At 71.9% G+C, this 22,240-nt stretch carries 23 protein-coding genes; 17 read left to right on the forward strand and 6 right to left on the reverse strand.

All coding sequences use genetic code 11. From position 1 onward, the window contains the following. Positions 1-29: 29 nt before the first annotated feature. On the reverse strand, positions 30-527 hold the full coding sequence (locus ACX80W_RS11975; protein ID WP_459283550.1) for a hypothetical protein: 498 nt from the start codon (positions 525-527) through the stop codon (positions 30-32). Positions 528-641: 114 nt separating this feature from the next. Between ACX80W_RS11975 and ACX80W_RS11980 the strand changes: the two genes are divergently transcribed. The 9 genes from ACX80W_RS11980 (at position 642) to ACX80W_RS12020 (ending at position 10,811) form a co-directional block, all read left to right on the forward strand. Beyond that, entirely contained in the window at positions 642-1,094 is a 453-nt protein-coding gene (locus ACX80W_RS11980; protein ID WP_459283552.1) for a VOC family protein, read from the forward strand. Positions 1,095-1,141: 47 nt separating this feature from the next. Further along, a complete protein-coding gene (locus ACX80W_RS11985; RefSeq protein WP_459283554.1) occupies positions 1,142-1,555 on the forward strand; it encodes a fluoride efflux transporter FluC in 414 nt (137 codons plus the stop codon). Then, positions 1,552-1,926: a fluoride efflux transporter CrcB gene (gene crcB / locus ACX80W_RS11990; protein ID WP_459283556.1), complete on the forward strand. Its 375-nt coding sequence runs from the start codon at positions 1,552-1,554 to the stop codon at positions 1,924-1,926. Before ACX80W_RS11985 ends, crcB begins: the two co-directional genes overlap by 4 nt. Positions 1,927-2,169: 243 nt before the next feature. Further along, positions 2,170-3,222 carry a TerC family protein gene (locus ACX80W_RS11995; protein ID WP_459283558.1) on the forward strand — a complete coding sequence of 351 codons (1,053 nt, stop codon included), beginning with the start codon at positions 2,170-2,172 and terminating at the stop codon, positions 3,220-3,222. Then, on the forward strand, positions 3,200-3,625 hold the full coding sequence (locus ACX80W_RS12000; RefSeq protein WP_459283560.1) for a winged helix-turn-helix domain-containing protein: 426 nt from the start codon (positions 3,200-3,202) through the stop codon (positions 3,623-3,625). The genes ACX80W_RS11995 and ACX80W_RS12000 overlap by 23 nt, the downstream gene beginning before the upstream one ends. Positions 3,626-3,658: 33 nt before the next feature. Next, positions 3,659-4,627: an SURF1 family protein gene (locus tag ACX80W_RS12005; RefSeq protein ID WP_459283562.1), complete on the forward strand. Its 969-nt coding sequence runs from the start codon at positions 3,659-3,661 to the stop codon at positions 4,625-4,627. After that, positions 4,620-5,081 carry a DUF3817 domain-containing protein gene (locus ACX80W_RS12010; RefSeq protein ID WP_459283564.1) on the forward strand — a complete coding sequence of 154 codons (462 nt, stop codon included), beginning with the start codon at positions 4,620-4,622 and terminating at the stop codon, positions 5,079-5,081. Before ACX80W_RS12005 ends, ACX80W_RS12010 begins: the two co-directional genes overlap by 8 nt. Positions 5,082-5,181: 100 nt before the next feature. After that, the gene (gene guaA, locus ACX80W_RS12015; RefSeq protein WP_459283566.1) at positions 5,182-6,762 is read left to right on the forward strand and encodes a glutamine-hydrolyzing GMP synthase; all 1,581 of its coding nucleotides are present in this window, start codon (positions 5,182-5,184) and stop codon (positions 6,760-6,762) included. Positions 6,763-6,857: 95 nt separating this feature from the next. Continuing rightward, entirely contained in the window at positions 6,858-10,811 is a 3,954-nt protein-coding gene (locus tag ACX80W_RS12020; RefSeq protein WP_459283568.1) for a DUF4011 domain-containing protein, read from the forward strand. 56 nt (positions 10,812-10,867) lie between these two features. Here the strand turns inward: ACX80W_RS12020 and ACX80W_RS12025 are convergent, their stop codons facing one another. From ACX80W_RS12025 to ACX80W_RS12035, 3 genes are all read right to left on the reverse strand, one after another. Next, complete coding sequence (locus tag ACX80W_RS12025) at positions 10,868-11,548, reverse strand: RcpC/CpaB family pilus assembly protein (RefSeq protein ID WP_459283570.1); 681 nt, start codon at positions 11,546-11,548, stop codon at positions 10,868-10,870. 74 nt (positions 11,549-11,622) lie between these two features. After that, the gene (locus tag ACX80W_RS12030; RefSeq protein WP_459283572.1) at positions 11,623-11,949 is read right to left on the reverse strand and encodes an FmdB family zinc ribbon protein; all 327 of its coding nucleotides are present in this window, start codon (positions 11,947-11,949) and stop codon (positions 11,623-11,625) included. Positions 11,950-12,024: 75 nt separating this feature from the next. Next, the gene (locus ACX80W_RS12035; RefSeq protein ID WP_459283574.1) at positions 12,025-12,669 is read right to left on the reverse strand and encodes a 5-formyltetrahydrofolate cyclo-ligase; all 645 of its coding nucleotides are present in this window, start codon (positions 12,667-12,669) and stop codon (positions 12,025-12,027) included. 57 nt (positions 12,670-12,726) lie between these two features. Here ACX80W_RS12035 and galU point away from each other — a divergent pair, with 57 nt between their 5' ends. The 3 genes from galU (at position 12,727) to ACX80W_RS12050 (ending at position 15,322) form a co-directional block, all read left to right on the forward strand. After that, positions 12,727-13,629, forward strand: coding sequence for a UTP--glucose-1-phosphate uridylyltransferase GalU (galU, locus tag ACX80W_RS12040; protein WP_459283576.1), 903 nt, complete (start codon positions 12,727-12,729; stop codon positions 13,627-13,629). Positions 13,630-13,636: 7 nt separating this feature from the next. Beyond that, positions 13,637-14,263 carry a GNAT family N-acetyltransferase gene (locus ACX80W_RS12045; protein WP_459283578.1) on the forward strand — a complete coding sequence of 209 codons (627 nt, stop codon included), beginning with the start codon at positions 13,637-13,639 and terminating at the stop codon, positions 14,261-14,263. Positions 14,264-14,530: 267 nt separating this feature from the next. Beyond that, positions 14,531-15,322: a hypothetical protein gene (locus ACX80W_RS12050; RefSeq protein ID WP_459283580.1), complete on the forward strand. Its 792-nt coding sequence runs from the start codon at positions 14,531-14,533 to the stop codon at positions 15,320-15,322. Positions 15,323-15,388: 66 nt separating this feature from the next. On the opposite strand, the gene ACX80W_RS12055 is transcribed toward ACX80W_RS12050, so the two are convergent. Continuing rightward, positions 15,389-16,258 (reverse strand): alanyl-tRNA editing protein, encoded by an 870-nt coding sequence (locus tag ACX80W_RS12055; RefSeq protein WP_459283581.1) that lies wholly within the window; start codon positions 16,256-16,258, stop codon positions 15,389-15,391. Between the two features lie 107 nt (positions 16,259-16,365). Next, positions 16,366-16,848: an Lrp/AsnC family transcriptional regulator gene (locus ACX80W_RS12060; protein WP_459283583.1), complete on the reverse strand. Its 483-nt coding sequence runs from the start codon at positions 16,846-16,848 to the stop codon at positions 16,366-16,368. A 152-nt stretch (positions 16,849-17,000) separates the two neighbouring features. Here ACX80W_RS12060 and ACX80W_RS12065 point away from each other — a divergent pair, with 152 nt between their 5' ends. The 5 genes from ACX80W_RS12065 to ACX80W_RS12085 all read left to right on the forward strand — a co-directional run bounded on the left by ACX80W_RS12065 (position 17,001) and on the right by ACX80W_RS12085 (position 22,240). Further along, the gene (locus tag ACX80W_RS12065; RefSeq protein ID WP_459283585.1) at positions 17,001-18,257 is read left to right on the forward strand and encodes an MFS transporter; all 1,257 of its coding nucleotides are present in this window, start codon (positions 17,001-17,003) and stop codon (positions 18,255-18,257) included. Between the two features lie 70 nt (positions 18,258-18,327). Next, positions 18,328-19,269 (forward strand): N-acetylglucosamine kinase, encoded by a 942-nt coding sequence (locus ACX80W_RS12070; RefSeq protein WP_459283587.1) that lies wholly within the window; start codon positions 18,328-18,330, stop codon positions 19,267-19,269. A gap of 9 nt (positions 19,270-19,278) precedes the next feature. Then, a complete protein-coding gene (locus tag ACX80W_RS12075; RefSeq protein ID WP_459283589.1) occupies positions 19,279-19,746 on the forward strand; it encodes an NUDIX hydrolase in 468 nt (155 codons plus the stop codon). Between the two features lie 57 nt (positions 19,747-19,803). Continuing rightward, a complete protein-coding gene (rsgA, locus tag ACX80W_RS12080; protein WP_459283591.1) occupies positions 19,804-20,859 on the forward strand; it encodes a ribosome small subunit-dependent GTPase A in 1,056 nt (351 codons plus the stop codon). 262 nt (positions 20,860-21,121) lie between these two features. Continuing rightward, positions 21,122-22,240: an ABC transporter ATP-binding protein gene (locus tag ACX80W_RS12085; RefSeq protein ID WP_459283725.1), complete on the forward strand. Its 1,119-nt coding sequence runs from the start codon at positions 21,122-21,124 to the stop codon at positions 22,238-22,240.

The following is a 22,240-nucleotide window of genomic DNA, read 5'->3' on the forward strand; positions in this document are numbered from 1 at the left end:
GCCGTTCGAGGCGCCGGGCGCCGAATCCCTCAGGGGCGGAACACGATCCGCACCCGCGGATCGTTTGCGGGCCCGCTGATGAAGGCGTCGACGGGAATCGGGTCGAGGATGGCGCGGAAACCCTCGGCGTCGGCCTCCGGGTCGAGCGCGCCGGCCGCCGGTTCCGGGCGGGCCGGCCCCGGGCGCGCATGGCCCGGGCGGGCCGGGCTGCCGAAGGCGGCGACACCCACCGGCTGGGAGATCAGCGCGGGGATGTTGGCGGTGAACCGGTCCAGGACGTAGGTGCCGGTCCGGGGCTCCCCGGAGCGCGGGTCGGTGTATTCGACCCGTACCGGCACGCGGATATTGTTCCGGTCGCGGTCGAAGTGGGTCTGGGGGCGCACCGCGACCACCAGGCCCGACGACCGGATCCCCTCGCGCCGCGGAGTCGCCTCCTGCTGCGGGCGGGGACGGCGCAGCAGCAGGGCCGTCGCTGCGGTGAGCAGGGCGAGGCCGACGGCGGCGGTGAGGGGGATCCACATTTCCACCCGGCCATCCTAAACCGGCCGGACGAAAGGATTGCCCATTCCGCATTGCGGGGCGGCGCGGCCCGGCCGCACACTGTAAAGGTCCTGAAGCACACCAGAGATGGGGAGCAGCACATGGCCAGCAAAGTTTTCATCAACCTTCCGGTCACCGATGTGGAGAGGTCCAAGGCCTTCTACACCTCCCTTGGCTGGACCCTGAACCCGTCCTTCAGCGACGAGAAGGCCGGATCGCTTGAGGTCAACGACAACATCTACGTGATGATCCTCAGCCACGAGCACTACCGGCAGTTCACCGACAAGCAGATCGCCGACACCTCGGCGACATCGGCAGTCATCAACGCCCTGAGCGTCGATGACCCGGCGGAGGTCGACGCCTTCCTCGACCGGGCGCTGGCCGCCGGCGCCGTCGAGGGCAAACCGCAGGACTACGGTTTCATGCGCACGCGGACCTTCAGTGACCCGGACGGCCATGCGTGGGAGGTGTTCTGGATGGACCCGATCGCCTCCTCGGGCGACTGGGCGGCCGTGCAGGAGAAGTACCCGCAGGCCCCTCCGGTCCCGTCCTGAGCACCGGCCGCCCGGCGCACCGCCGGCTCCACCTGCTGCTCCTGGTCGTGGCGGGAGGATCGCTGGGAACCCTCAGCAGGTACGGCGTCGAGCAGCTCCTGCCCGCCCCCGGACCCTTTCCCCTTGCCACCTTCCTGGTCAATATCTCGGGGGCGTTCCTGCTTGGGTGGCTGCTCGAGCGCCTTGCCGCGGCGGGGCCCGACGTCGGCCGGCTGCGCGCGGTGCGCCTCACCGCCGGGACGGGCTTCCTCGGCGGCTTCACAACCTACAGCGCGCTCGCCGTCGACGCCGTGCTGCTGCTCGAGGCCGGGCGGACCGCACCCGCCGTCCTCTACCTCGCCGCGACGCTGCTGCTCGGCGTCGCCGCGGCGGCCTGCGGAGCCGCCGCCGGGCGGCCCGGCCGCCGGGGGACCGGTGCTCCGCGGCCGACGGCGGCACCCCACTCGGAGGGGAAACCATGAATGCGACCGTGGTCGCCCTGGCCGCCGCCGGAGGGCTCGGCGCCGGCGCCCGCTTCCTCCTGGATGGAATGATCTCCTCCCGGGTGCGGTCCGGATTCCCCCTTGGGACGGTGCTGATCAATGTCACCGGGTCGTTCCTGCTGGGACTGCTCGCGGGGCTCGCCGCGTCCGCCGTCCTTCCGCCGTCCGCCGTGCTCGTCGCAGGGACGGGGTTCCTCGGCGGCTACACGACGTTCAGCACGGCGAGCGTCGACACCCTCCGCCTCCTGCGGGCCGGCCGGAGGACCCTGGCCCTGGTGTCGGCGCTGGGCACCCTGGCCGGGGCCCTGGGTGCGGCGGCCCTCGGCTTCGCGCTCACCGCGTCCGCCTAGGCCCGCGCCGCGCAGCGGGCCTAGGCGGCCGCCCGGCGGGGCGCACGCCGCTGCCGCGGGGGGACACGGCACCCTTGTGCGCAACAGGTGAAGTGTGCTTCACTATTTTTATGCGGAGGGGAGTATCCCCCGATGTCCCGTCGTCAATCCGGCCGCCCCTGAGCGGCCCGGCGGGACAGGCTCTCCAAGGGAGCCGGGAAAGACCTCCAGTTGGTTTTGTTCTGACTGGAAAGGCAAACCCCCATGACTGTTCCCTTTTGGGCATGGCTGGCCGTCCTCGGCCTCATTGTGGCAATGCTCGCCATCGACCTGTTCGCCCACCGGCGCGCCCACGTGATCGCCGTCCGGGAGGCCGCCCTGTGGTCGGCGGTGTGGGTGGCGTTCGGCGTGGGCTTCGGTGCGCTGATCTGGCAGCTGTACGGCGCCGAATACGGCCAGCAGTACTTCGCCGGATACCTCATCGAGAAATCCCTGGCCGTCGACAACGTCTTCGTCTGGGCCATCATCTTCAGCTACTTCGCGGTGCCCCGCGAGTACCAGCACCGGGTGCTGTTCCTCGGCGTCCTGGGCGCCCTGGTCTTCCGCGGCATCTTCATCGCCGCCGGTTCCGCCATCATCGCCGCCGCGGGCTGGGTGCTCTACCTCTTCGCGGCGTTCCTGCTCTACACCGGCTACCGGATGATCCGCCAGCGCAACGAGCACCTCGAGCCCGAGAAATCCCGCGCCTTTCAGCTGTTCCGTCGCCTTGTGCCGATGACGGATGCCTACCACGGCCAGCGGTTCCTCGTCCGCCGGAACGGGGTCCTGCTGGCCACCCCGCTGCTGGCGGTGCTCGTCCTGATCGAGGTCACCGACATCGTCTTCGCCGTGGACTCGATCCCGGCGATCTTCGCGGTCACCGACGAGGTGTTCCTCGTCTTCACCGCCAACGCCTTCGCCATCCTCGGCCTGCGCGCGATGTACTTCCTGCTCGCTGACCTGATGCACCGCTTCATTTACCTCAAGGTCGGCCTCGCCCTGGTGCTGATCTGGGTGGGCCTCAAGATGCTGCTGAAGATCGACATCTTCTACATCCCCACGCCGATCTCCCTGGCCGTGGTGGCCGCCATCCTGGCGGTGTCCATCGGCGCGAGCCTGATCGCCACCCGCGGCCAGGCCCGGCACGCCCTGCCGACCCCGGCGAACCCGCCGTTCCGGGTCGCCGACCCGGACGAGACCGCCGCCCTGGACCCGCTGTGGCGGCGGCCGGAACCCGCCGGAAAGGGATCGGGCCGTGACGGCGGTTCAACCCTCTGACGTGCCGCCGGAGGCCGCTCCGGCCGCAGGACAGGGACCCCCGCCGGTGCACGCGCCCCGGCGGGGGTCCCCGGCGTCGGCGCCCTGGACCTTCCTCACCAACCACGGCCACGTCCTGCTGGCCGTGGCCGGCGATCCGGACATGCGCGTCGCGGACCTGGCCGGGCTGGTTGGGGTGAGCCCCCGGGCCGCGCTGTCGATCCTCAAGGACCTGGAGACCGCCGGGTACCTGCGCCGGATCCGGGTGGGCCGGCGCACGCACTACGTCATCGAACCGCACCGGCACTTCCGGCACCCCGTCGCCGCCGCCCACGAGGTCGACGAACTCATCGCGCTGTTCACCGGGCAGGCTCCGGAGCCCGGCCGGGACCCGCCGGGCCCGGAGGACACCCGGCCCCATTAGTTGTTCTACACGGGTGCGAAGTACCTTTAAGGGGTGCTGAAGACCGCGCTCAAGCCCCGCTGGATCCTGACGCTGATCCTGGTGATGGCCCTTGCCGCAGTCTTCGTGCTGCTCAGCCAGTGGCAGTTCTCCAACTCCCGGCAGCAGGGACCCCAGGCCCCCGCGGCCACCGAAACCGTCCGCCCCCTGACCGGGGTGATCACCCCCGGGTCCCCCCTGACGGGCGCGGCCGCCGACCAGATGGTCTCGGCGCAGGGGGAGTTCCTGTCCGGCACCCGGCTCCTGGTCCGCGAACGGCTCCAGGACGGGCGCGAGGGCCTGTGGCTGATCTCGGCGTTCGCCGTTGACGGTGCCACGGCTCCCGGTGCGGAAACCGGCGCCGCGGCCGCCGAAGCGGTGGTCATCCCCGTGGTGCACGGCTGGGTTCCCGACGCCGACGCCGCCGGGCGCGTGCCCGAGCTCACCGGCGCCGCCACCGTCACCGGGCGCCTGCTGCCCGCCGAAGGCCCGCTGGCCGCCGACCCGGTGGAAGGGCAGGTGGCCGCCCTGGCCACCGCCGAACTGGTCAATGTGTGGGACCGGCCCTCCTATGCGGCGTTCGTGGTGTCCTCCTCGACCGCCGTCGACGGCAAGGCCGTCCCGGCGCAGGCGCCGCTGGAGGTCGTCGAGGTGGGGCCGCAGCCGCAGGAGCGCCCGGTCAACTGGCTCAACATCTTCTACGCCGTCGAATGGGTGGTCTTCGCCGGATTCGCCTTCTTCCTCTGGTGGCGGCTGGTCGCCGACGACTACCGGCGGAGCCTCGAGGACGGGGACGAGGATGGGCATGAGGACCCGGACGGCCCCGAGGGCGGCACACCCAACGGCACACCCAACGACACATTCATCGACACATCCGACGACACCGCCGCGGACGGGCCGGGCGCCGCGGCCCCGGCCGACGACGACGGCGCCCCCCGGCCCACCGGCGCCACCCACCGAACGGAAGCAGGAACACGTGAATAAGCAAGGCACCTCCCCGAAGCCCGCCGCGAAACGGAGGTTCGGGGGGACCCACGCCCAGATCCGGTCGGCCCTCGGCTTCTACAAGCTGCTCGCCTACGCCACCGGCGTCATGCTGCTGCTCGTCGTCGTCGAGATGGTGGCCAAGTACGGGTTCGGCGCCGAAATCGTCGCCGGCGGCGGGGCGGCCCTGCAGTTCCTCTCCGAGACCGAGGCCGACGCCTCGGGCGGCTTCAACCTCTCCAAGGCCGTGCTGATCGTCCACGGCTGGCTGTACGTCGTGTACCTCATCGCCGACTTCCGCCTGTGGCAGTTCCTCCGCTGGCCCTTCTCCCGCTTCCTGCTGATCGCCCTCGGCGGAGTGGTGCCGCTGCTGTCCTTCATCGTGGAACGCCGCGTCCACCGGGAGGCGGAGGCGGACCTCGCCGCCCACCCCGAGGCGGCACCCCGGTACTGACCCGACGGCTCCGGGCACGCACGGCGGCCGGGCCCGGGGCGTGCCGGGCACCGGCGTCTCCAATGTGCGGCGCGCACGGCGCCCCGACTATTGTTGAACCGTGACTACACCTCCCCCCAGTACCGAACACCGCCCGGTCCTCGTCGTCGACTACGGCGCCCAGTACGCCCAGCTGATCGCCCGGCGTGTCCGCGAGGCCGACGTGTACTCCGAGATCGTCCCCTCGAGCCTGACCACCGAGCAGATCCTGGCGAAGAACCCCGTGGCGATCATCCTCTCGGGCGGACCCGCCAGTGTGTACGCCGACGGCGCCCCGCGGGTGGAGCCGGAGCTGTTCGAGGCGGGCGTCCCCGTGCTGGGCATCTGCTACGGGTTCCAGGCCATGGCCGCAGCGCTCGGCGGCACCGTCGCGAAGACCGGGCTGCGCGAATACGGCTCCACCGACGTCACCGCCGAGGCCCGCTCGATCCTCAGCGGCACCCCCGAGCACCAGAACGCGTGGATGAGCCACGGCGACAGCGTGCAGGAGGCCCCCGCCGGCTTCGACGTGCTCGCCAGTACCGCCGGCGCGCCGGTGGCGGCCTTCGCCCACGAGGAGAAGAACCTGTACGGAGTGCAGTGGCACCCCGAGGTGAAGCACTCCCGGCACGGCCAGCAGGTCCTCGAGAACTTCCTCTTCCGCGGGGCCGGACTCCGCCCGAACTGGACCACCGGCAACATCCTCGAGGAGCAGGTCGAGCGGATCCGCGCCCAGGTCGGGGACGCCCGGGTCATCTGCGGACTGTCCGGCGGCGTGGATTCCGCCGTCGCCGCGGCGCTCGTGCAGCGCGCGGTGGGGGACCAGCTCACCTGCGTCTTTGTCGACCACGGGCTGCTGCGCGAAGGCGAGGCCGAGCAGGTCGAGCGCGACTTCGTCGCGGCCACCGGCGTCAAGCTGTACGTCGCGAACGAGCAGGAACGCTTCCTCAAGGCGCTCGAGGGCGTCTCCGACCCGGAGACCAAGCGCAAGATCATCGGACGCGAATTCATCCGCGCCTTCGAGGAGGCCGAGCGGGCCATCATCGCCGAGGCCGAGGCGCACGGCGAAAAGATCCGTTTCCTCGTCCAGGGCACCCTCTACCCGGACGTCGTGGAGTCCGGCGGCGGCGAGGGCGCGGCGAACATCAAGAGCCACCACAATGTCGGCGGACTCCCCGAGGACCTCCAGTTCGAGCTGGTGGAGCCGCTGCGCACCCTCTTCAAGGATGAGGTCCGCGCTGTCGGGGCGCAGCTGGGCCTGCCCGCCGAGATCGTCGGGCGCCAGCCCTTCCCCGGCCCGGGACTGGGCATCCGCATCGTCGGCGAGGTGACGCACGAGCGCCTCGAACTGCTTCGGAAGGCCGACGCGATCGCCCGCGCCGAACTGACCGCCGCCGGCCTGGACACCGAGGTGTGGCAGATGCCGGTGGTGCTGCTCGCCGATGTGCGCAGCGTGGGCGTCCAGGGCGACGGGCGCACCTACGGGCACCCGATCGTGCTGCGCCCCGTCTCCAGCGAGGACGCGATGACCGCCGACTGGTCCCGCCTGCCGTACGACCTGCTGGCGCGCATCTCCAACCGGATCACCAATGAGGTGGACGGCGTCAACCGGGTTGTCCTCGATGTGACCAGCAAGCCGCCGGGAACCATCGAGTGGGAGTAGGCCCGGGCCGCTGACCGGTTCCCGACCAGCGGATTCTGCCGTGCGCCGCGTTGCTATGCGGCCGCTGCGGCGCCATTTCGGATAGCTTGGAAGATATGCCAATCTGGTCAAGATCAGTGCGTGACGATGCAGGGAAGAGGACAGCCGTGCCAGAGCAGGACTCCGGGGATTCGGCTGAGGACTTCCTGCTGCCCTGGCTCGATCAGCTCGGGCCCCAGGTCTCCGGGGACACCCTCCTCCACTTCCGGCCCTCGGCCGGCACCAGCATCGACCTGACGCATGCGCACCCCTCCGGCCTGGCCCAGCTCCTGGCCGGCCGGCGCACCCGGCTCTCGACGCTGCTGCGCGATCCCGTGCAGTACAACGCGGCGAAGTCGGCCGCCCGCGCCCTGCGGGCGAAGATCTTCGAACTGGGCACCGAACGTGGCATCGACGTCGGCCACCTCGCGGCCGGCACCGCGTCCTGGCGCACCGTCGACGACGCCGGCCGGTCCGAGACGCTCAACGCCCCGGTGCTGCTGACGGGGATGTCGCTGACCGTCCACCCCTCCCAGGACGACTACGAACTGCAGCTGACCGAGCAGGCGCGGCTCAACCCGGCCCTCGTGCGCCACTTCCGCGACATCCAGGGCATCCACCTCGACACCGAGGCGCTGCCCCGGCTCGCCTACGGAACCGCCCGGTTCGATCCGCACCCGGTGCTCGACCGGCTGCGGCACCTCACCGACGGCGTGCGCGGGATCTCCGTGGAACACCGGCTGCTCGTGTCGACCTTCGCCGACCTCGCCGACATCGTGGAGGACGAGGCCATCCAGCCCGACCACGCCGTGCTGTCCGCGCTGCTGTCGGCCGCCCGGGACGGGTCCTACGACGTGGCCGAACCCGACACCGGCTTCAGCCCGATCGATGAGCGCGACCCGGCGGAGGAGCTGCTGATCCTCGACGCCGACGCGGACCAGCAGGGCGTCCTCGATTTGATCGGCGACGGGCACTCAGTGGCCGTGGCCACCCCGCCGGGCACCGGGCAGACCCAGACGGCGCTCAACGCCGCCGCCCTGCTGGCCGGGCAGGGCCGCAGCGTGCTCGTCAGCGCGGAGCGCCGCGGCACGCTCAACGAGTTCGTGCAGGACCTCGAAGCGCTCAACCTCGGCTCGCTGGTCCTCCAGCTCAACGGCCAGGTCACCCCGCAGCAGCTCAAGGACAGTGTGATCCGGGCGATCGTGCGCAACGAAAAGGCCGCCGAGCCCTCCGTGGACAGCCTGCATGAGACCCTCAAGGGCCACCGCCACAAACTCCTCGAGCACGTGAAGTCGCTGCACAACGTCCGCAGCCGCTGGAACTGCTCCCCGTACCAGGCCATGCAGTCCCTCGCCGGACTCACCGCGCTGGACCCGGCCCCCTCGACCACGGTGCGCCTGAAGCGCAGCGTCCTCGACAACATCGCCGACCGCGCCGAACTGGCCACCCGCCTCCGGCGGGCGGCGGAGCTCGGAAGCTTCAGCAAGGCCTCGACCGAAAGCCCCTGGTACGGGGCGCAGCTGCTCAACCGCAAGGAAACCGAGCACGCCCACGCCCTGGCGTCCGACCTCGCGCGCGACATCCCGCTGCTGCGGGCCAAGGTGCTGCGCGTCGCCGAGCACTCCCACATCACCCTGGGCAGGACGTTCCGGGAATGGGGCGAGCAGCTCGACCTGCTCGTGGCGGTGCGCGCCAGCCTCGACAAGTTCACCCCCGACATCTTCGACCGGCCCGTCACCGACCTCATCTCGGCCACCGCGCCGTCGTCCTGGCGGCGCGAGCGTGCCATCGAAATGACCTCGATGACCCGGTCCCGCCTGCGGCGCGTCGCCAAGGAGTACGTGCGCCCCGGGGTGCACATCGCCGACCTGCACTCCTCCCTGATCGATGTCCAGGAGCAGCGCACCCTGTGGACGCGGTACGCCAAGACCGAACGCCACCCCTCGGTGCCGACCGGCCTGGCCGAGATCAACACGTTCTACAAGGCCGTCCAGGGCCGGCTGGAGGAACTCAGCCGCATCCTGCGCGCCGCCTCCGGCACCCCCGACCTGCCCGGATGCGAACTCGACGACCTCGAGAAGCGGCTCGCCGCCCTCGCGGCGGACCGGGAAACCCTCGAGGCACTCCCGGAACGGACCCTCCTGCTCGATGAGATGAGGGAACACGGGCTCGGCGAACTCCTCGAGGACCTCGCAGCGCGCGAGGTGACCGAGGACCGGGTCGCCGATGAACTCGAACTGGCCTGGTGGCAGTCGGCACTGGAGGCCATGATCAGCGGGGACGACTACCTCGCCATGTCCGACGGATCGAGCCTGCGCCGGCTGGAGGCCGAGTTCCGCCTCGCCGACACCGCGCATGTCTCCTCCGGGGCCTCCCGCCTGCGCTGGAGCCTGGCCGAGCGGTGGCGGACGGCGATCGCCGAGCACCCCGGGGAGGCCGAGCGGCTGCGCACGCACCTGCGGGAGGACACCCTCACCCTTGCCGTGTTCAATTCCCTGCACCCCGACGTGACCACAGCGCTGCTCCCGGTGGTGGCCGTGAGCCCCCTGATGGCGCCGATGATCCTGCCCGACGGCGCGGCCTTCGACAGCCTGCTGCTGCTTGACGGCGAGTCCGTGTCCCTGCAAAGCGCCGTCCCGGTGATCGCCCGGGCCCGCCAGACGGCCGTCTTCGGCGATACCCGCCTGGCCGGCCCGACCCGTTTCAGCATCGAGATCGAGTCACCCGAACGCCCGCGCGCCGAGTCCGACCCGCTGCCCAGCGCCTACGGGGAACTGCGCGCCGTCCTGCCCGAACGCTCCCTGACGATGGTCTACCGGGGCGTCGACCGCTCGCTGGGCGACTACCTCAGCGCAACCTTCTACGAGGACCGCCTGACGCGGCTGCCGCAGGCCTCCGAGGTCTCCGGGGCCGAGCGCGGCCTGACCGTCGAATACCTCCCGGACGGAACCGGCATGCCGAGTTCGGACCAGGAAGGCGTCGAAAGCGTCTCGGCCGAGGTGAACCGCGTGGTGGACCTCGTCTTCGAACACATCCGGTACCGCCCGAGCTTCTCCCTCGCCGTCGTCACCGCCAGCCCCCGGCACGCCGCCCGGGTGGGCGAGGCGATCCGCCTGCAGATGGCCAACTTCCCCTGGGCGAGCGACTTCTTCGCCCCGGGCCGGGAATCCTTCCGGGTGGTCCCCGTCGAGCGTGCCGCGGGCCTGGTCCGCGACGACATCATCTTCTCGCTGGGCTTCGGCCGGACCCCGCACGGCCGGGCGCTGCACACCTTCGGTCCGCTGTCCGCCCCGGACGGCCGCCGCAGGTTCGTGATGGCGATGACCCGCGCCCGCCGCAGGCTGCACGTGCTCTCGTGCTTCCAGCCGGCGGACCTTGACCCCGAACGGCTGACCGGCGGCGCCGCCGACTTCTACGAGCTGCTGCGCAGTGAACTGGCACCGGCCTGCGCCCCGGACAAGAAGCAGGCCCCGGGCAACGCCGATCCGCTGGTCGCCGACCTCGTCGAACGGCTGCGCGCCCGCGGCGCGGAGGTCAAGGACTCCTACGACGGCGTCCTCGACATCGTCGCCACCCGGCCCCCGTCGGCCGCGGGCCCCTCCTCCGAGCGCACCTACCCGGTGGCACCGCTGGCCATCGAGTCGGACGGCACGGCCCGCTACGGCGGCATGACGGTGCGCGAGCGCAGCCGGCTGCGCCCGCAGCAGCTGGAGCGCATGGGCTGGCGCTACATGCCGCTGTGGACCATCGAGGTATTCACCGACCCCGAGGGCTGCGCCGAACGGGCCGCCCGGGAACTCGGGCTCGACCTGCCGGAGGCAAACGAACCGCCCCGAACCCGAAGGGACGCACTGCGCATGAGGAAGACCGAAGCCGACGAGGGCCGGGCACCACGGCCCGCCGGCGGGCAGGCCGCCGGGGAGCCCGTGCTGCCCAGGACCGCGGCCGAGGACGACCCCCGCGCCTGGGGGGACTCCCAGGGCGACAACGACGAATGGCTCAAGGAACAGCGCCCGCCGCACTGGAGCTGACCGGCCCGCCGGAGGCACCCCGCCCGTCGGAGGCACACCGCCCGCCGGGACGCGGCTCAGGGCCCGGCCGTCAGGACCAGGTGGACGTCGCCGGCGCTTGAGGACCCCGCAAGCGCAGCGGCGTCCCCGGGGGATGCCGCCACGACCACCAGCCCCGACTCTGCCGGGGCGCCCGGCCACGGCGACGAGGAGTCCTTCCCGGACGGCGGGGCCCACAGCACGGCGAGGTCCCTTGCGATGACCTTCGCTTCGGCGGCCGTCTCATATCCGTTGCCCGTGCTCACCACGACGTCGACCCGCTGGCCGGCCGCAACGAGCCGGACGGTGGACGGGTCGGCCGGGCGAAGCGGCACCGCGACGGTCCCCGGGGCGGTGCCGGTCAGCAGACCGGGGCCGACGAGGCGGGTGTCGGTGAGGATGTCGCCGCGCCGCAGCGGCGCCGCGAGCTGCCGCCCGACCAGTTCGGCCGGCCGGCCGGACGCGCCCGGCGGCACGGCGGCGCGGGGCAGCGCCGCGAGGTCGAGGTCCCCGGCGGAAAGGACGGTGCCGATGGCGAGGTCCGAGGCCGCGGCGACCACCGGTGTGAGGGGTTCGCCGCGGGGCAGGAACGCCTCGACGCAGGTTCCGGCCGCCGCGCACAGCAGCGCGGCGGCGATCAGCCGGCGGTGCCGGAGGATCGTCCGGCGCAGCCGGGGGAGAAGACCCGTCCTGCGGTCCGGGCGCTGGGTCGGAAACATGGGGACCACCCTAGGGGCGGCCGGCGGCGGCGACCGCCGTGCGGGCGCCTATGTGGAAAAGCCTGCGGCCCCGGTCAGGAGGCCGCTTTGCCCGCCGCGGGAGCGGCGGCGGTGCCGGAATCCGCGGTCTTGGCGGCAGGCTTCTTCTCGGCCGGCGTCTTCGCCGCGGTGGACGGCGCGTCGGAGGTGGCCGTGGCGGCCTTCGGATCGGCCGAGGTGCGGGTGTCGCGGGAGTCGTTGCGGTAGAACCCCGAGCCCTTGAAGACGACGCCTACGCTGTTGAACTTCTTGCGGAGCACGCCCGAGCAGGCGGGACACACGGTGAGCGATTCGTCGGAAAAAGCCTGCTGGATGTCGAAGGCATGGCCGCAATCCTTGCAGGCGTACGCGTAGGTAGGCAAAGGTCTCTCCTGGAACTGAACTCGTGGGGCGCCCCGGCGGTGCGGACTGGCACTCTAGGGTGGCGAGTGCTAAGTCTACACCGATGCGCCGGGGCCCCCGAATCCGTGGTATGCGCCCGGAGTGAACACGCCGTGCAGCGGGATGTCGTGCAGTTCCACCGGGAAGCTGCCGGCGGCGAAGAACTCCTCCGGGTACACCATGCCCGCGGTGGGCACCATGGGCCGTTCGATGGAGAGCTGGGCAAGGAACCTGTCGTAGTAGCCGCCGCCCTGGCCGAGCCGGTAGCCGGACGCGTCCACCGCCAGGCCCGGCACGAGGACCAGGTCGAGGCCGGGCAGGCCGGCGAGCGGAGTGCGGGTGCCCTCGGGCTCCATCACCGGCGCCCGGGGCGACTTCACCAGCGGCACGCCCGGCCACCACCCGCACCAGGAGAGCTGGTAGTCGGGCTCGCAGATGGGGACGAGGACCGTGTGGCCCAGGGTGGTCAGGGCGTGCAGCAGATCCTCCGACGCCGGCTCCGGCGGCACGCCGAGATAGGCGGCAATCACGAGCTGCCCGTCCGGGGAGTTCCCTCCCGAGAGCCGGGGCAGTTCCTCCATCACGGTGGCGGCGAGCCGCTGCGAGAACAGGGCCCGGGATTCGGCGTTCAGCCGCCGCCGTCGGGCCCGCAGATCGGCTCTGGCCTGGTGCTTGGACGGTACCGCCGCATCGAAATACATGCACCTATTGTGCCCGCCCGACAGGAAGGCTCCTGAGCTTTAGGTAGTGTGGTGCCCATGACTTTGCGACCAAAAGTGAACAAGGCCGTCATTCCCGCCGCCGGGCTTGGGACCCGCTTCCTTCCGGCCACCAAGGCCATGCCCAAGGAAATGCTCCCCGTGGTGGACAAGCCCGCCATCCAGTATGTGGTGCAGGAGGCGGTCGACGCCGGGCTCCTTGACGTCCTGATGATCACCGGGCGCAACAAGCGGGCGCTTGAGGACCACTTCGACCGCGTCCCCTTCATCGAGCAGACCCTTCTGGAGAAGGGCGACATGGAGAAGCTGGCGGCCGTCCGCCTGCCCTCCGAGCTCTGCGACATCCACTACCTCCGCCAGGGCGACCCCAAGGGTCTCGGGCACGCCGTCCTGCGCGCCAAGCAGCACGTCGGCAGCGAACCGTTCGCGGTGCTGCTGGGCGATGACCTGATCGACGAGCGGGACCCGCTGCTCGAGACGATGATCGAGATCCAGCAGAAGACCGGCGGGTCGGTGATCGCCCTGATCGAGGTCGACCCGGCACAGATCAGTTCCTACGGCGCCGCGGACATTTCCGATATCGACGGTGAAGACTACGTGCGCGTGAACAAGCTCGTCGAGAAGCCACCCGTGGAGGAGGCGCCCTCGAACCTCGCCGTCATCGGCCGGTATGTGCTCCACCCCCGTGTCTTCGACGTCCTCGAGTCGACCGAGCCCGGCCGCGGCGGCGAGATCCAGCTGACCGACGCGCTGCAGACCCTTGCGGCGGCCGACGGCGAGGGCTCCGGCGTCTACGGGGTGGTGTTCCGCGGCCGCCGGTACGACACCGGGGACAAGCTGAGCTACCTCAAGGCCGTCGTCACCCTGGCCGCCGAGCGCGACGACCTCGGCCCTGACCTGCGCGTCTGGCTGAAGGACTTCAGCCAGGACATGACGGACTAACCCCTCGGTGTGGGCGCGACAGGGCTGGCCGGTCTCCCTTGGCAGCGGGAACCTGACGCTTCGGCCCATCCGGCACGCCGACCGGCGTGAATGGATGGCCGTCCGACGGCGCAACGCCACCTGGCTCGCGCCCTGGGAGGCGACCAACCCCGAGCCGGGCGGCTACCTCCCGGACTACCACGAGATGGTCCGGGGGCTGAACCGGCAGGCCCGGGCGGGCACCGGGCTCCCCTTCATCATCACGGAGCGCACCGAGGAGGCCGGCCGGCCGGCCCTCGTGGGACAGCTCACCGTCTCCAGCATCATCTGGGGATCGGCCATGACGGCGACCCTGGGCTACTGGGTCGATTCCCGGCGGGCAGGCCGGGGGATCGCCCCGACCGCGGTCGCGCTGGCCACCGATTACTGCTTCACGGGGCTGGGGCTGCACCGGATGGAAATCAACATCCGGCCCGAGAACAGGGCGAGCCTGCGCGTCGTGGAAAAGCTCGGTTTCCGCGACGAAGGGCTGCGCCCCCGGTACCTCCATATCGCCGGCCAGTGGGCCGACCACCGGAGTTTCGCCCTCACCGTCGAGGAAGTGCCGGACGGCCTGCTGGAGCCCTGGCTCGCCCGCCAGCGCGCCGGCGGATAGCTCCCCGGACCGCCTAGCCGGCGGAAGGGACGCCGTCCGTCCGGGTGGGCTCCGACACACCCCGTTGAATGCGCCGCCAGCGGCCCTGCTTCTCCTACCGTTTAGAACGTGGACTTCTCCCTGAACAGCTCGGTGGTACTGGCGGTGATCGTCGGTCTCTGGCTGGTGTGGGTCGTTCCCTTTTTCCTTCGCCGGAGCGGGCCAGCCTCGGCCCCGGCGGCCTCACCCACACCGACTGCAGGGGATCACCAGCCCCGGGGGAGAATCATGGACAGACCTGCCACCGCCGGTACCGGCAGCGCCTCCGCGGACCGGACCGGTTCCTCGGCCGTTCCCAACCGCCGGCCGGCCTTTCGGGTCCGCCGGGGCCGCGCAGCGGTCGCCCTGGCCGGGGCCGCGGCGCTTCCGGCCGCCCTGGTGACGCTCGTCCTCGCCCTGGTCTCCGTCGTGTCCTTCTGGTGGCCCGTGGCCGCCGTCCTCGTCACCGCCGCGGCGGTCGCCACGCTGCGGGCCCTCGCGGTGCGGGACCGGCGCGCACGGGTCAATGCCGCCTTCGCCGCCGCCATGTCCTCGCGGCCGGTCTCCACCGATGCCGCTCCCCGGGCGGCCGCCCGCGAAGCCGCCGCCGCGCCGGCGCCGGCCCACACGGTCGCCGTGTTCGACGCCGAGAAGCCCGCGCCGGAGCGCCCGGAGACGGCCGGCACCGGGGCCTCCGAAGCCCGGACTCCCGGGGGAGCCCCGGCAGCCGCCCTGACGGCGGCCGAGCTGAAGGCCGCCGCGCTGGCCGTGGCCGCGGCCGAGGCACCGACGGCCGGACCCGCCGTAACGGCATCGGCCCCGGCACCCGGCACCGAGCCCTGGGAACCGGTCCAGGTTCCCCTGCCCACCTACGTCGCCGCCGAGAAGGCGCAGCGTTCGGCCCCGGCCCCGCTGGAGCTTCCCGAGGAGCCGAAGCCGACCGTCCGGACACCGATCAAGAACTCGGCGCCGAAGCCGGCGCCGGCCGAGGCCGTGGCCCGCATCAACCTCGACGACGTCCTGCAGCGCCGCCGCGCCTGACGCCTAAGGGTCCGCGCCCGGGCCGGAGGCGTTCCGCCGCCCAAGGGACAGCGGGTCCGCCGGCGCCTACGGGCGCGGCAGCACCGACGTGGTCATGGTGAGCACGGGCGTCCCGTCGATCTCCTCCAGCGCCAGGGCCGCACGGATTCCGGAGAAGCCCGCGAGCGAATCGGCGTGCGTGCCGCCGCACGGAATGCTCACCGTGCCCTCGGGGAGGTCGCCCTCCCAGTACCGGCGGTCCGTCAGCAGGTCCCCGTCGCGGGCGATCCGGATGGCCCCGCCCGCGGCGACCCAGCCGGCGAGGGTCTCATTGAGCGCCGCCTCGACCGCTGCCGGGTCGAGGCCGTCGGTGAGGAAGCCCTTGCGCCGCAGCGAACGCCCGAGCCGGTAGACGTCCACCGAGCCGTACTCCGTGATCCGTGAGGTGTCGATGGCGGCGGCGTCGAAATTGGCCGCGCCGAGGGCGTCCGCGGCGATCTCCTTCTTCCACCGGTCGCCGAGCGCCCGGTTCAGTGCGAGCGAGGCAAGGTGGCAGCCGGTATGTCCGGCCGACAGCGCCTTCCGGTACTCCCCATCGACGCGCACCTCGACGCGCTCGCCCTCGCGCGGGGGCGGTCCCTGGACCAGGTGCGCCACCACGAAGGCCCAGCCCTCCGCGCCCTTGCGCACGGGAATCTCGGACCCCAGGTACAGGTCCTTCCCGTCCGTGGCGCCGACCACGCAGTCCACGACGGGCAGGGAGGATCCGCCCACCTGCAGGACGGCCCGGTCCGGGCCCTGGTCCGGCCAGGCGGCGTCAACGGGGTGGCAGGGCGTTCCATCGAGCAGCACGGCCACGGCGCCGTCGGGCCGCTCCTCAACGTGCAGCACCGTGGAAGAGGAGGCAAGGCCCCCGGCGGGATAGCTGACGGCTGTGTCGCGGGATGGCAGGGTCATAGGTTCCTCCGATGGTCGGGGCGGGATGGACGGCGGTGCAAGGACGGCGGTGCAACCGGTGGCGCGGTGGGTCGGCGGGCACGGGCGGCCCGGGCGGCCCGGGGGATTCAGGTGCCGGCGGAAGCGTCGGTGAGCTTCTGCAGGAGCGGTTCGGTCCGGTAGGGGATGTGCTCGTGCAGGGCCAGGACCGTTTCGGTGCGGATCACTCCCTTGATCCGCAGGATCGAGCGGAGCCCTGACTGGAGATGGTGGGTGTCCGTGGCCGCCAGCCTGCACCAGACGTCGCCGCGGCCGGAGATCTCGTGCACCTCGAGGACCTGGCTGAGTTTGCGCAGCGCCGCGATCACGCCGTCGAGTTCACGGTGAGAGACCTCGATGGTCACGAAGGCAACGACGTCGTAGCCCAGGGCCTCAAGGTCGAGCTCGCGGCCACTGGCCCTCAGGGTGCCGGCCCGCAGCAGGCGCCGGATCCGGCTCTGCGCCGTATTGCGGGCGATGCCGAGGGTTTCGCTGAGCTCGCTGATCTGCACCCGCGGATCCCGGACCAGTTCAAGGAGCAGCCTCAGGTCAAGGGCATCCAGTTTGCTCACGAAGCTCACTTCCCATCAACTTTGACCGGCGGTGTTGCGTCTTTTGCTCAACCCGTCCGGTACAACTGTCTCCAAAGCTTCAAGATAGCCCATTCTGGAAGCTGCCGCGCCGGAGGGCGCCGCAGGGATCGGGAAAGGGAGTAGGGAAGACCATGAGTGTCCTGCGCGAGCTGCGCATGCAGCAGCCGTCCACCGCGGCGCGCTGGAGTTGGGATGCCTCGCTTGCTGCGCGGCTGGTCCTCGCCGCCGTCGTCATCTCGACCCTGCTGATCGGCGCCAACCTCGCCACCCCGCTGTATCCGCTGATCTCCGCGAACCTGGGCCTCACCCCGTTCGACACAACGATGGCCTTCTCCGCCTACGTGCTCACGCTGGTGGCGGGGCTGCTGCTGGTGGGCCACTGGTCCGACCACATCGGACGCCGCGCGGCCCTGGTCCTGGCGGTCCTCGTCGGCCTGCTCGGCGCCGTGGTCTTCGCCGGTGCCTCCACGCTCGGGGAACTGGTCCTGGGGCGGGCCCTGCAGGGGGCCGCGGTGGCCTTGGCCACCGGCGCCAGCTCGGCCGCCCTGCGTGACCTGCTGCCGCACCGCCCCGACTGGGCCTCGCGCTTCACGCTCCTGGCCTCGGCCGGGGGAGTGGCCGCCGGACCGGTGATCGGTGGAACGCTGTCGCTGCTGCCCGACCCGACCCGCACGCCGTTCCTCGTGTACACCGCGGTGCTCGCGGTGCTGCTCGTGCCGCTCCTGCTCCTCCGTGCCCGCCCGGCGATCCACCCGGCCGCCGCCGCGCGCCCGCATACCGCCCTGCGGCCGCGCCGCCCGACCGTCTCGCGCGCTGCCCGGAACTCCTTCTGGATGGCCGCCGCCGTCGGCTTCTGCAGTTTCAGCATCTTCGGGTTCACCCTGAGCCTTGCCCCGACCTGGATCGCCTCGCTGGCCGGAACCGATTCGCGCCCCGTCATCGGAGTCCTTGCCGCGCTGGTGCTCGGCACCTCGGCGGTGAGCCAACTGTTCGCCCTCCGCGGCCGGTTTGTGGTGCCCGCCGGTCTGGCCGCCATGGCGGCGGGGGTGGGCCTGCTCCCGGTGGCCGGTGCGCAGGGAAGCCTGCCCCTGCTCATCGGCTGCTGTGTTGCCGCCGGGCTGGGCCAGGGCATGGCCTTCCGCGTCGCCTTCAACCGGGTCTCGCTGCAGGTGGAGGCGGCCCTGCATGCCCAGATCATCAGCACCCTCTACGTCATCACCTACCTCGGCAGCGCGGTGCCTGTCCTGGGCCTGGGCGCCGCCGCTGCGGTCTGGGGCATCGATCCGGCGGTGACGGGCTATGCCGCTGTGGTCGGCGGTGCCTGCGCCGTCCTTGCCGGGGTGGCTCTCGCGGGTTCCCTGCGCCGGCCCGCGGTCTCCGCCGGGTAGACAAATCCGCCTGTGCCGCCGGCCGGCGCCGGCGACGGAACCGGCCGGTTTGTTTTGTACGCTGGAGGGTATGGATCCCCACGAGCCGGCCGCCGGCGCCCCCGAGGAAGTTGTTGGCCTGGACATCGGCGGATCGAAAACCCACGGGGTCCTCTGGCGGGGCCCTGCAGTGGTGGCCGAGGCGAAGGCCGGCAGTGCGAACGTGCAGAACGTCAGCCCGGCCGAGGCGTCCGAGAACCTTGCACAGCTCTTCGCGGAGCTGGGCGGACGGCGGGTCACCACCGTCATCGCCGGCTCCGGCGGCATCGACACGGAGGAGGACGCCGCCCGGCTGCGCGGGCTGATCGCACCGTTCGCTCCCGGCGCCGCCATCGACGTCGTCCACGACACCCGCCTGATCCTCGCCGCCGGCGGGGCGGCCGCCGGCATCGCCGTGATTGCCGGCACCGGATCGGCCGCCTGGGGCGTCACCTCTGACGGACGCGAGGCGCGCTCGGGCGGCTGGGGATACCTCCTCGGCGACGAGGGAAGCGGCTACTGGCTGGCGCGCGAGGCGATCCGACGCACCCTCCACCGCTTCAACCTCGGCCAGGAACCCAGCGGGCTCGGCCGGCGTGTCCTCGAGGCGAACGCCGTCACCGTACCGTCCGAACTCATCGGGCTGTTCCACTCCGACCTGGGCCGGCGGCACTGGGCCTCCCAGTCGCCGGTCGTCTTCGCCGCGGCCGAAGCCGGCGACGAGGAGGCGCGCATCCTCATCGAGACGGCCGGCGCCGACCTGGCCGGACTCGTCGCGGACATCGTTTCGGTCATCGGCGTTCCCGGCCCCGTCGTCATCGGCGGAGGCCTCGCCGTCCACCAGACGGCGCTCCAGGAGGCCATCCGCCGGCCGCTCGCCGCCCTCGGCGTCACCGATGTCGTGTTCCTGACCCAGGACCCCGTGTTGGGGGTCGATTTCCTCCGCCGCACGCGCAGCGGCGGACCCGCGGCGGGCGGAGCGGTGCGGCTCTAGACTTCTCGGATGAGCGAAAACGAAGCCGGGCGGCCCGCCTGGGATGTCCGGGTCGGAGCCTACGGCGTGATTGTCGACGGCAGCAGGATCCTGCTGGCCCACTGGAACGAAAAAGGAGCCTCGGGCTGGACCCTGCCCGGAGGCGGGCTCGAATTCGGTGAGGACGCCCCGGTGGCGGCGCTGCGGGAGATCCGCGAGGAGACCGGGTACGACGCCGAACTGGGGGACCTGCTCGGGGTCGACAGCTTCTTCGTGCCGCCCGAACGCCGCCTCAGCGGCTCGCCCCGCCCGCTCCACGCCCTGCGGATCATCTACGCCGCCCGCGTCATCTCCGGGGCGCTGACGCACGAGGCCCGGGGGTCAACGGACGAGGCGGCGTGGATCGAGCTCGAGGAGGTCGACCGCCTGCACCGGGTGGAGCTCGTCGACGTCGGACTCCGGCTCTATTCCCAGCACGCCGGCCGCGGACTAGCATAGGCACCGGCGGCCGGCCGGGGCCGGGCTCCGGCCGGCCGCCCGAGGGAGGCGGTGCGGTTGGCAACGCTCGAAGACTACGGATACACCGACGGAGTGCGCCGCCGTTTCGAAGCCCACTTCGCCACGCCCTTTCCCGGCCCACGCTCCGCGGAGGACCAGGCGCCCGCTCCGGCGTCGGAACTGCGGCCCGCCCGCGTGGTGCGGGTGGACCGCCGGCAGCTGCTCGTGGCGGAAGCCTACCGGCTGGCCACCGTTCCGGCCGGCGGCGCCGTCGCTGCCGGAGACTGGGTCGCTTTGGGCGGCGACCCCGGCCGCCCGCCGGTGGTTCAGGTGCTTCCCCGCACGGGGGTGCTGCAGCGCAAGAAGGCCCACGACCCGCTCTCCGAGGCCCAGCTGGTCGCAGCCAATGTCGAGGTGGCGCTGATCGTCGTGCCGATCGACCGGCCCCTTTCCGCCAACCGGCTCGAGCGCACCCTCGTGGCGGCGAGGGACGCCGGGGCCAGGCCCCTTGTGGTGCTGACCAAGGCGGACCTCACCGGGGTCCACGATCCGGTGGTGGGGCAGACGGTCGAGCAGGCGGGAACGGCCGAGGTCATCACCACCTCGGCCCGAACCGGTGACGGCTGCGGGACCCTCGCCGGTAGCCTGCGGCCCGGGGAGACCTGCGTGCTGATCGGCCCGTCGGGGGCGGGGAAGTCCGCGCTGGTCAACGCCCTGGTGGGCACCCCGGTCCAGGACACCGGCAGGGTGCGGGCCTGGGACGGGAAGGGCCGGCACACCACCACCGCGCGCACCCTGGTCCCGCTGCGGGACGGAGTGGTGCTGATCGACACGCCCGGGGTCCGCGGATTCGCCCTCTGGGATGCCGACGAGGGGCTCGACGCCGAATTCAGCGACATCACCGGCCTCGCCTCCGGCTGCCGGTACCGGGACTGCGCCCACGACGGGGAGCCGGGCTGCGCCGTCGCGGCGGCCCTCGCGGACGGGTCCCTGGAGGAGCGCCGATGGGCCAGCTACCGGCGGATGGCCAGGGAACTCGCCGACCTGCACCGGCGCCAGGACGCCGCGCGCCGCCGGCCCGCGGGACGTGGTCGATCCTCCATGGGTGGCTGAGCGGCGGTGCCGCTTCGACACCCGCCGGATGCCGGAATTCCCGGCGGCATTGAGTGTGATCGCCTTCACATTCGTAGTGAATTGGCAATACGGCATCTTGCTTGCCCCGAACCCCTCGCTAGACTTCTAATTCGAACCGATTGACCAGACCCAGTGCGGTAGCGGCGGCCCGGTCAGCCGGCAGGCTCCTGCCACGAAAGGCAAGGCTCCAATGACAACCGAGACCCCATCGCGTGCCGCGGGGGGCGCGGCCCGCACGCCGATGATCGAGCTGCGGGGCGTGACCAAGACCTACCCCGGCGGCCAGACGGCCGTGAACAACCTCAGCCTGGACATCGACAGCGGAGCCATCACAGTCCTCGTCGGCCCTTCCGGGTGCGGCAAGACGACCACGATGCGCATGATCAACCGCATGGTCGAGCTGACCTCCGGCGCAGTGCTGGTGGACGGGGAGGACATTGCCGGCCGCAAGGCGTCGGACCTGCGGCGCTCAATGGGCTATGTCATGCAGTCCTCCGGCCTGCTGCCGCACCGCACCGTTCTCGACAACATCGCCACCGTGCCCCGGCTGAACGGGGTGGCGCGCCGGGACGCCCGGTCCCGTGCCGCGGAACTGCTTGAGGTCGTCGGGCTCGCCCCGGAGCTCGGCCGGCGCTATCCGGCGCAGCTCTCCGGCGGCCAGCAGCAGCGCGTAGGGGTCGCCCGGGCGCTCGCCGCCGACCCTCCCATCCTGCTGATGGACGAACCCTTCAGCGCCGTGGACCCCGTGGTGCGCCAGGAGCTCCAGGAGGAACTGCTGCGCCTGCAGCGCGACCTGGCCAAGACGATCGTGTTCGTGACCCACGACATCGACGAGGCGACGATCCTCGGTGACAAGGTCGCTGTCCTGAACATCGGGGGAGTCCTCGCCCAGTACGCCACGCCGGAGGAGATCCTGCGGGCACCCGCGAACGACTTCGTGGCGGGCTTCGTCGGGCGTGACCGCGGGTTCCGCCATCTTTCCTTCCAGCAGGGGGACGAGGTGCGCATCCACCCGGTGGAGACCATCGCAGTGGACCGGCTCGCCGATCCGGCCGCCACCGTCACCTCGCCGTGGACGCTGGCGGTTGACGGCCACGGAAGTCCCCAGGGGTGGGTGCCGCAGAACCGGCGCGACGCCGTCCGGAGCGCGGCGGACCTCGTGCCCGGCGGGTCCCTGTACCGGCGCGGGGACACCCTCCGCCGGGCCCTGGATGCCGCGCTGTCGGCGCCCTCCGGGCTGGGCGTCGCAATCGACGACGACGGACGCGCCGTGGGTGTGGTCCGGGCCGGCGAGATCCTCGAGCTCATCGAGGACGCCCGGGTCAACCGCGGCCGCGTCAACTACGACACGGCGGTGTGA

Source organism: Arthrobacter melezitosi (assembly GCF_054511055.1).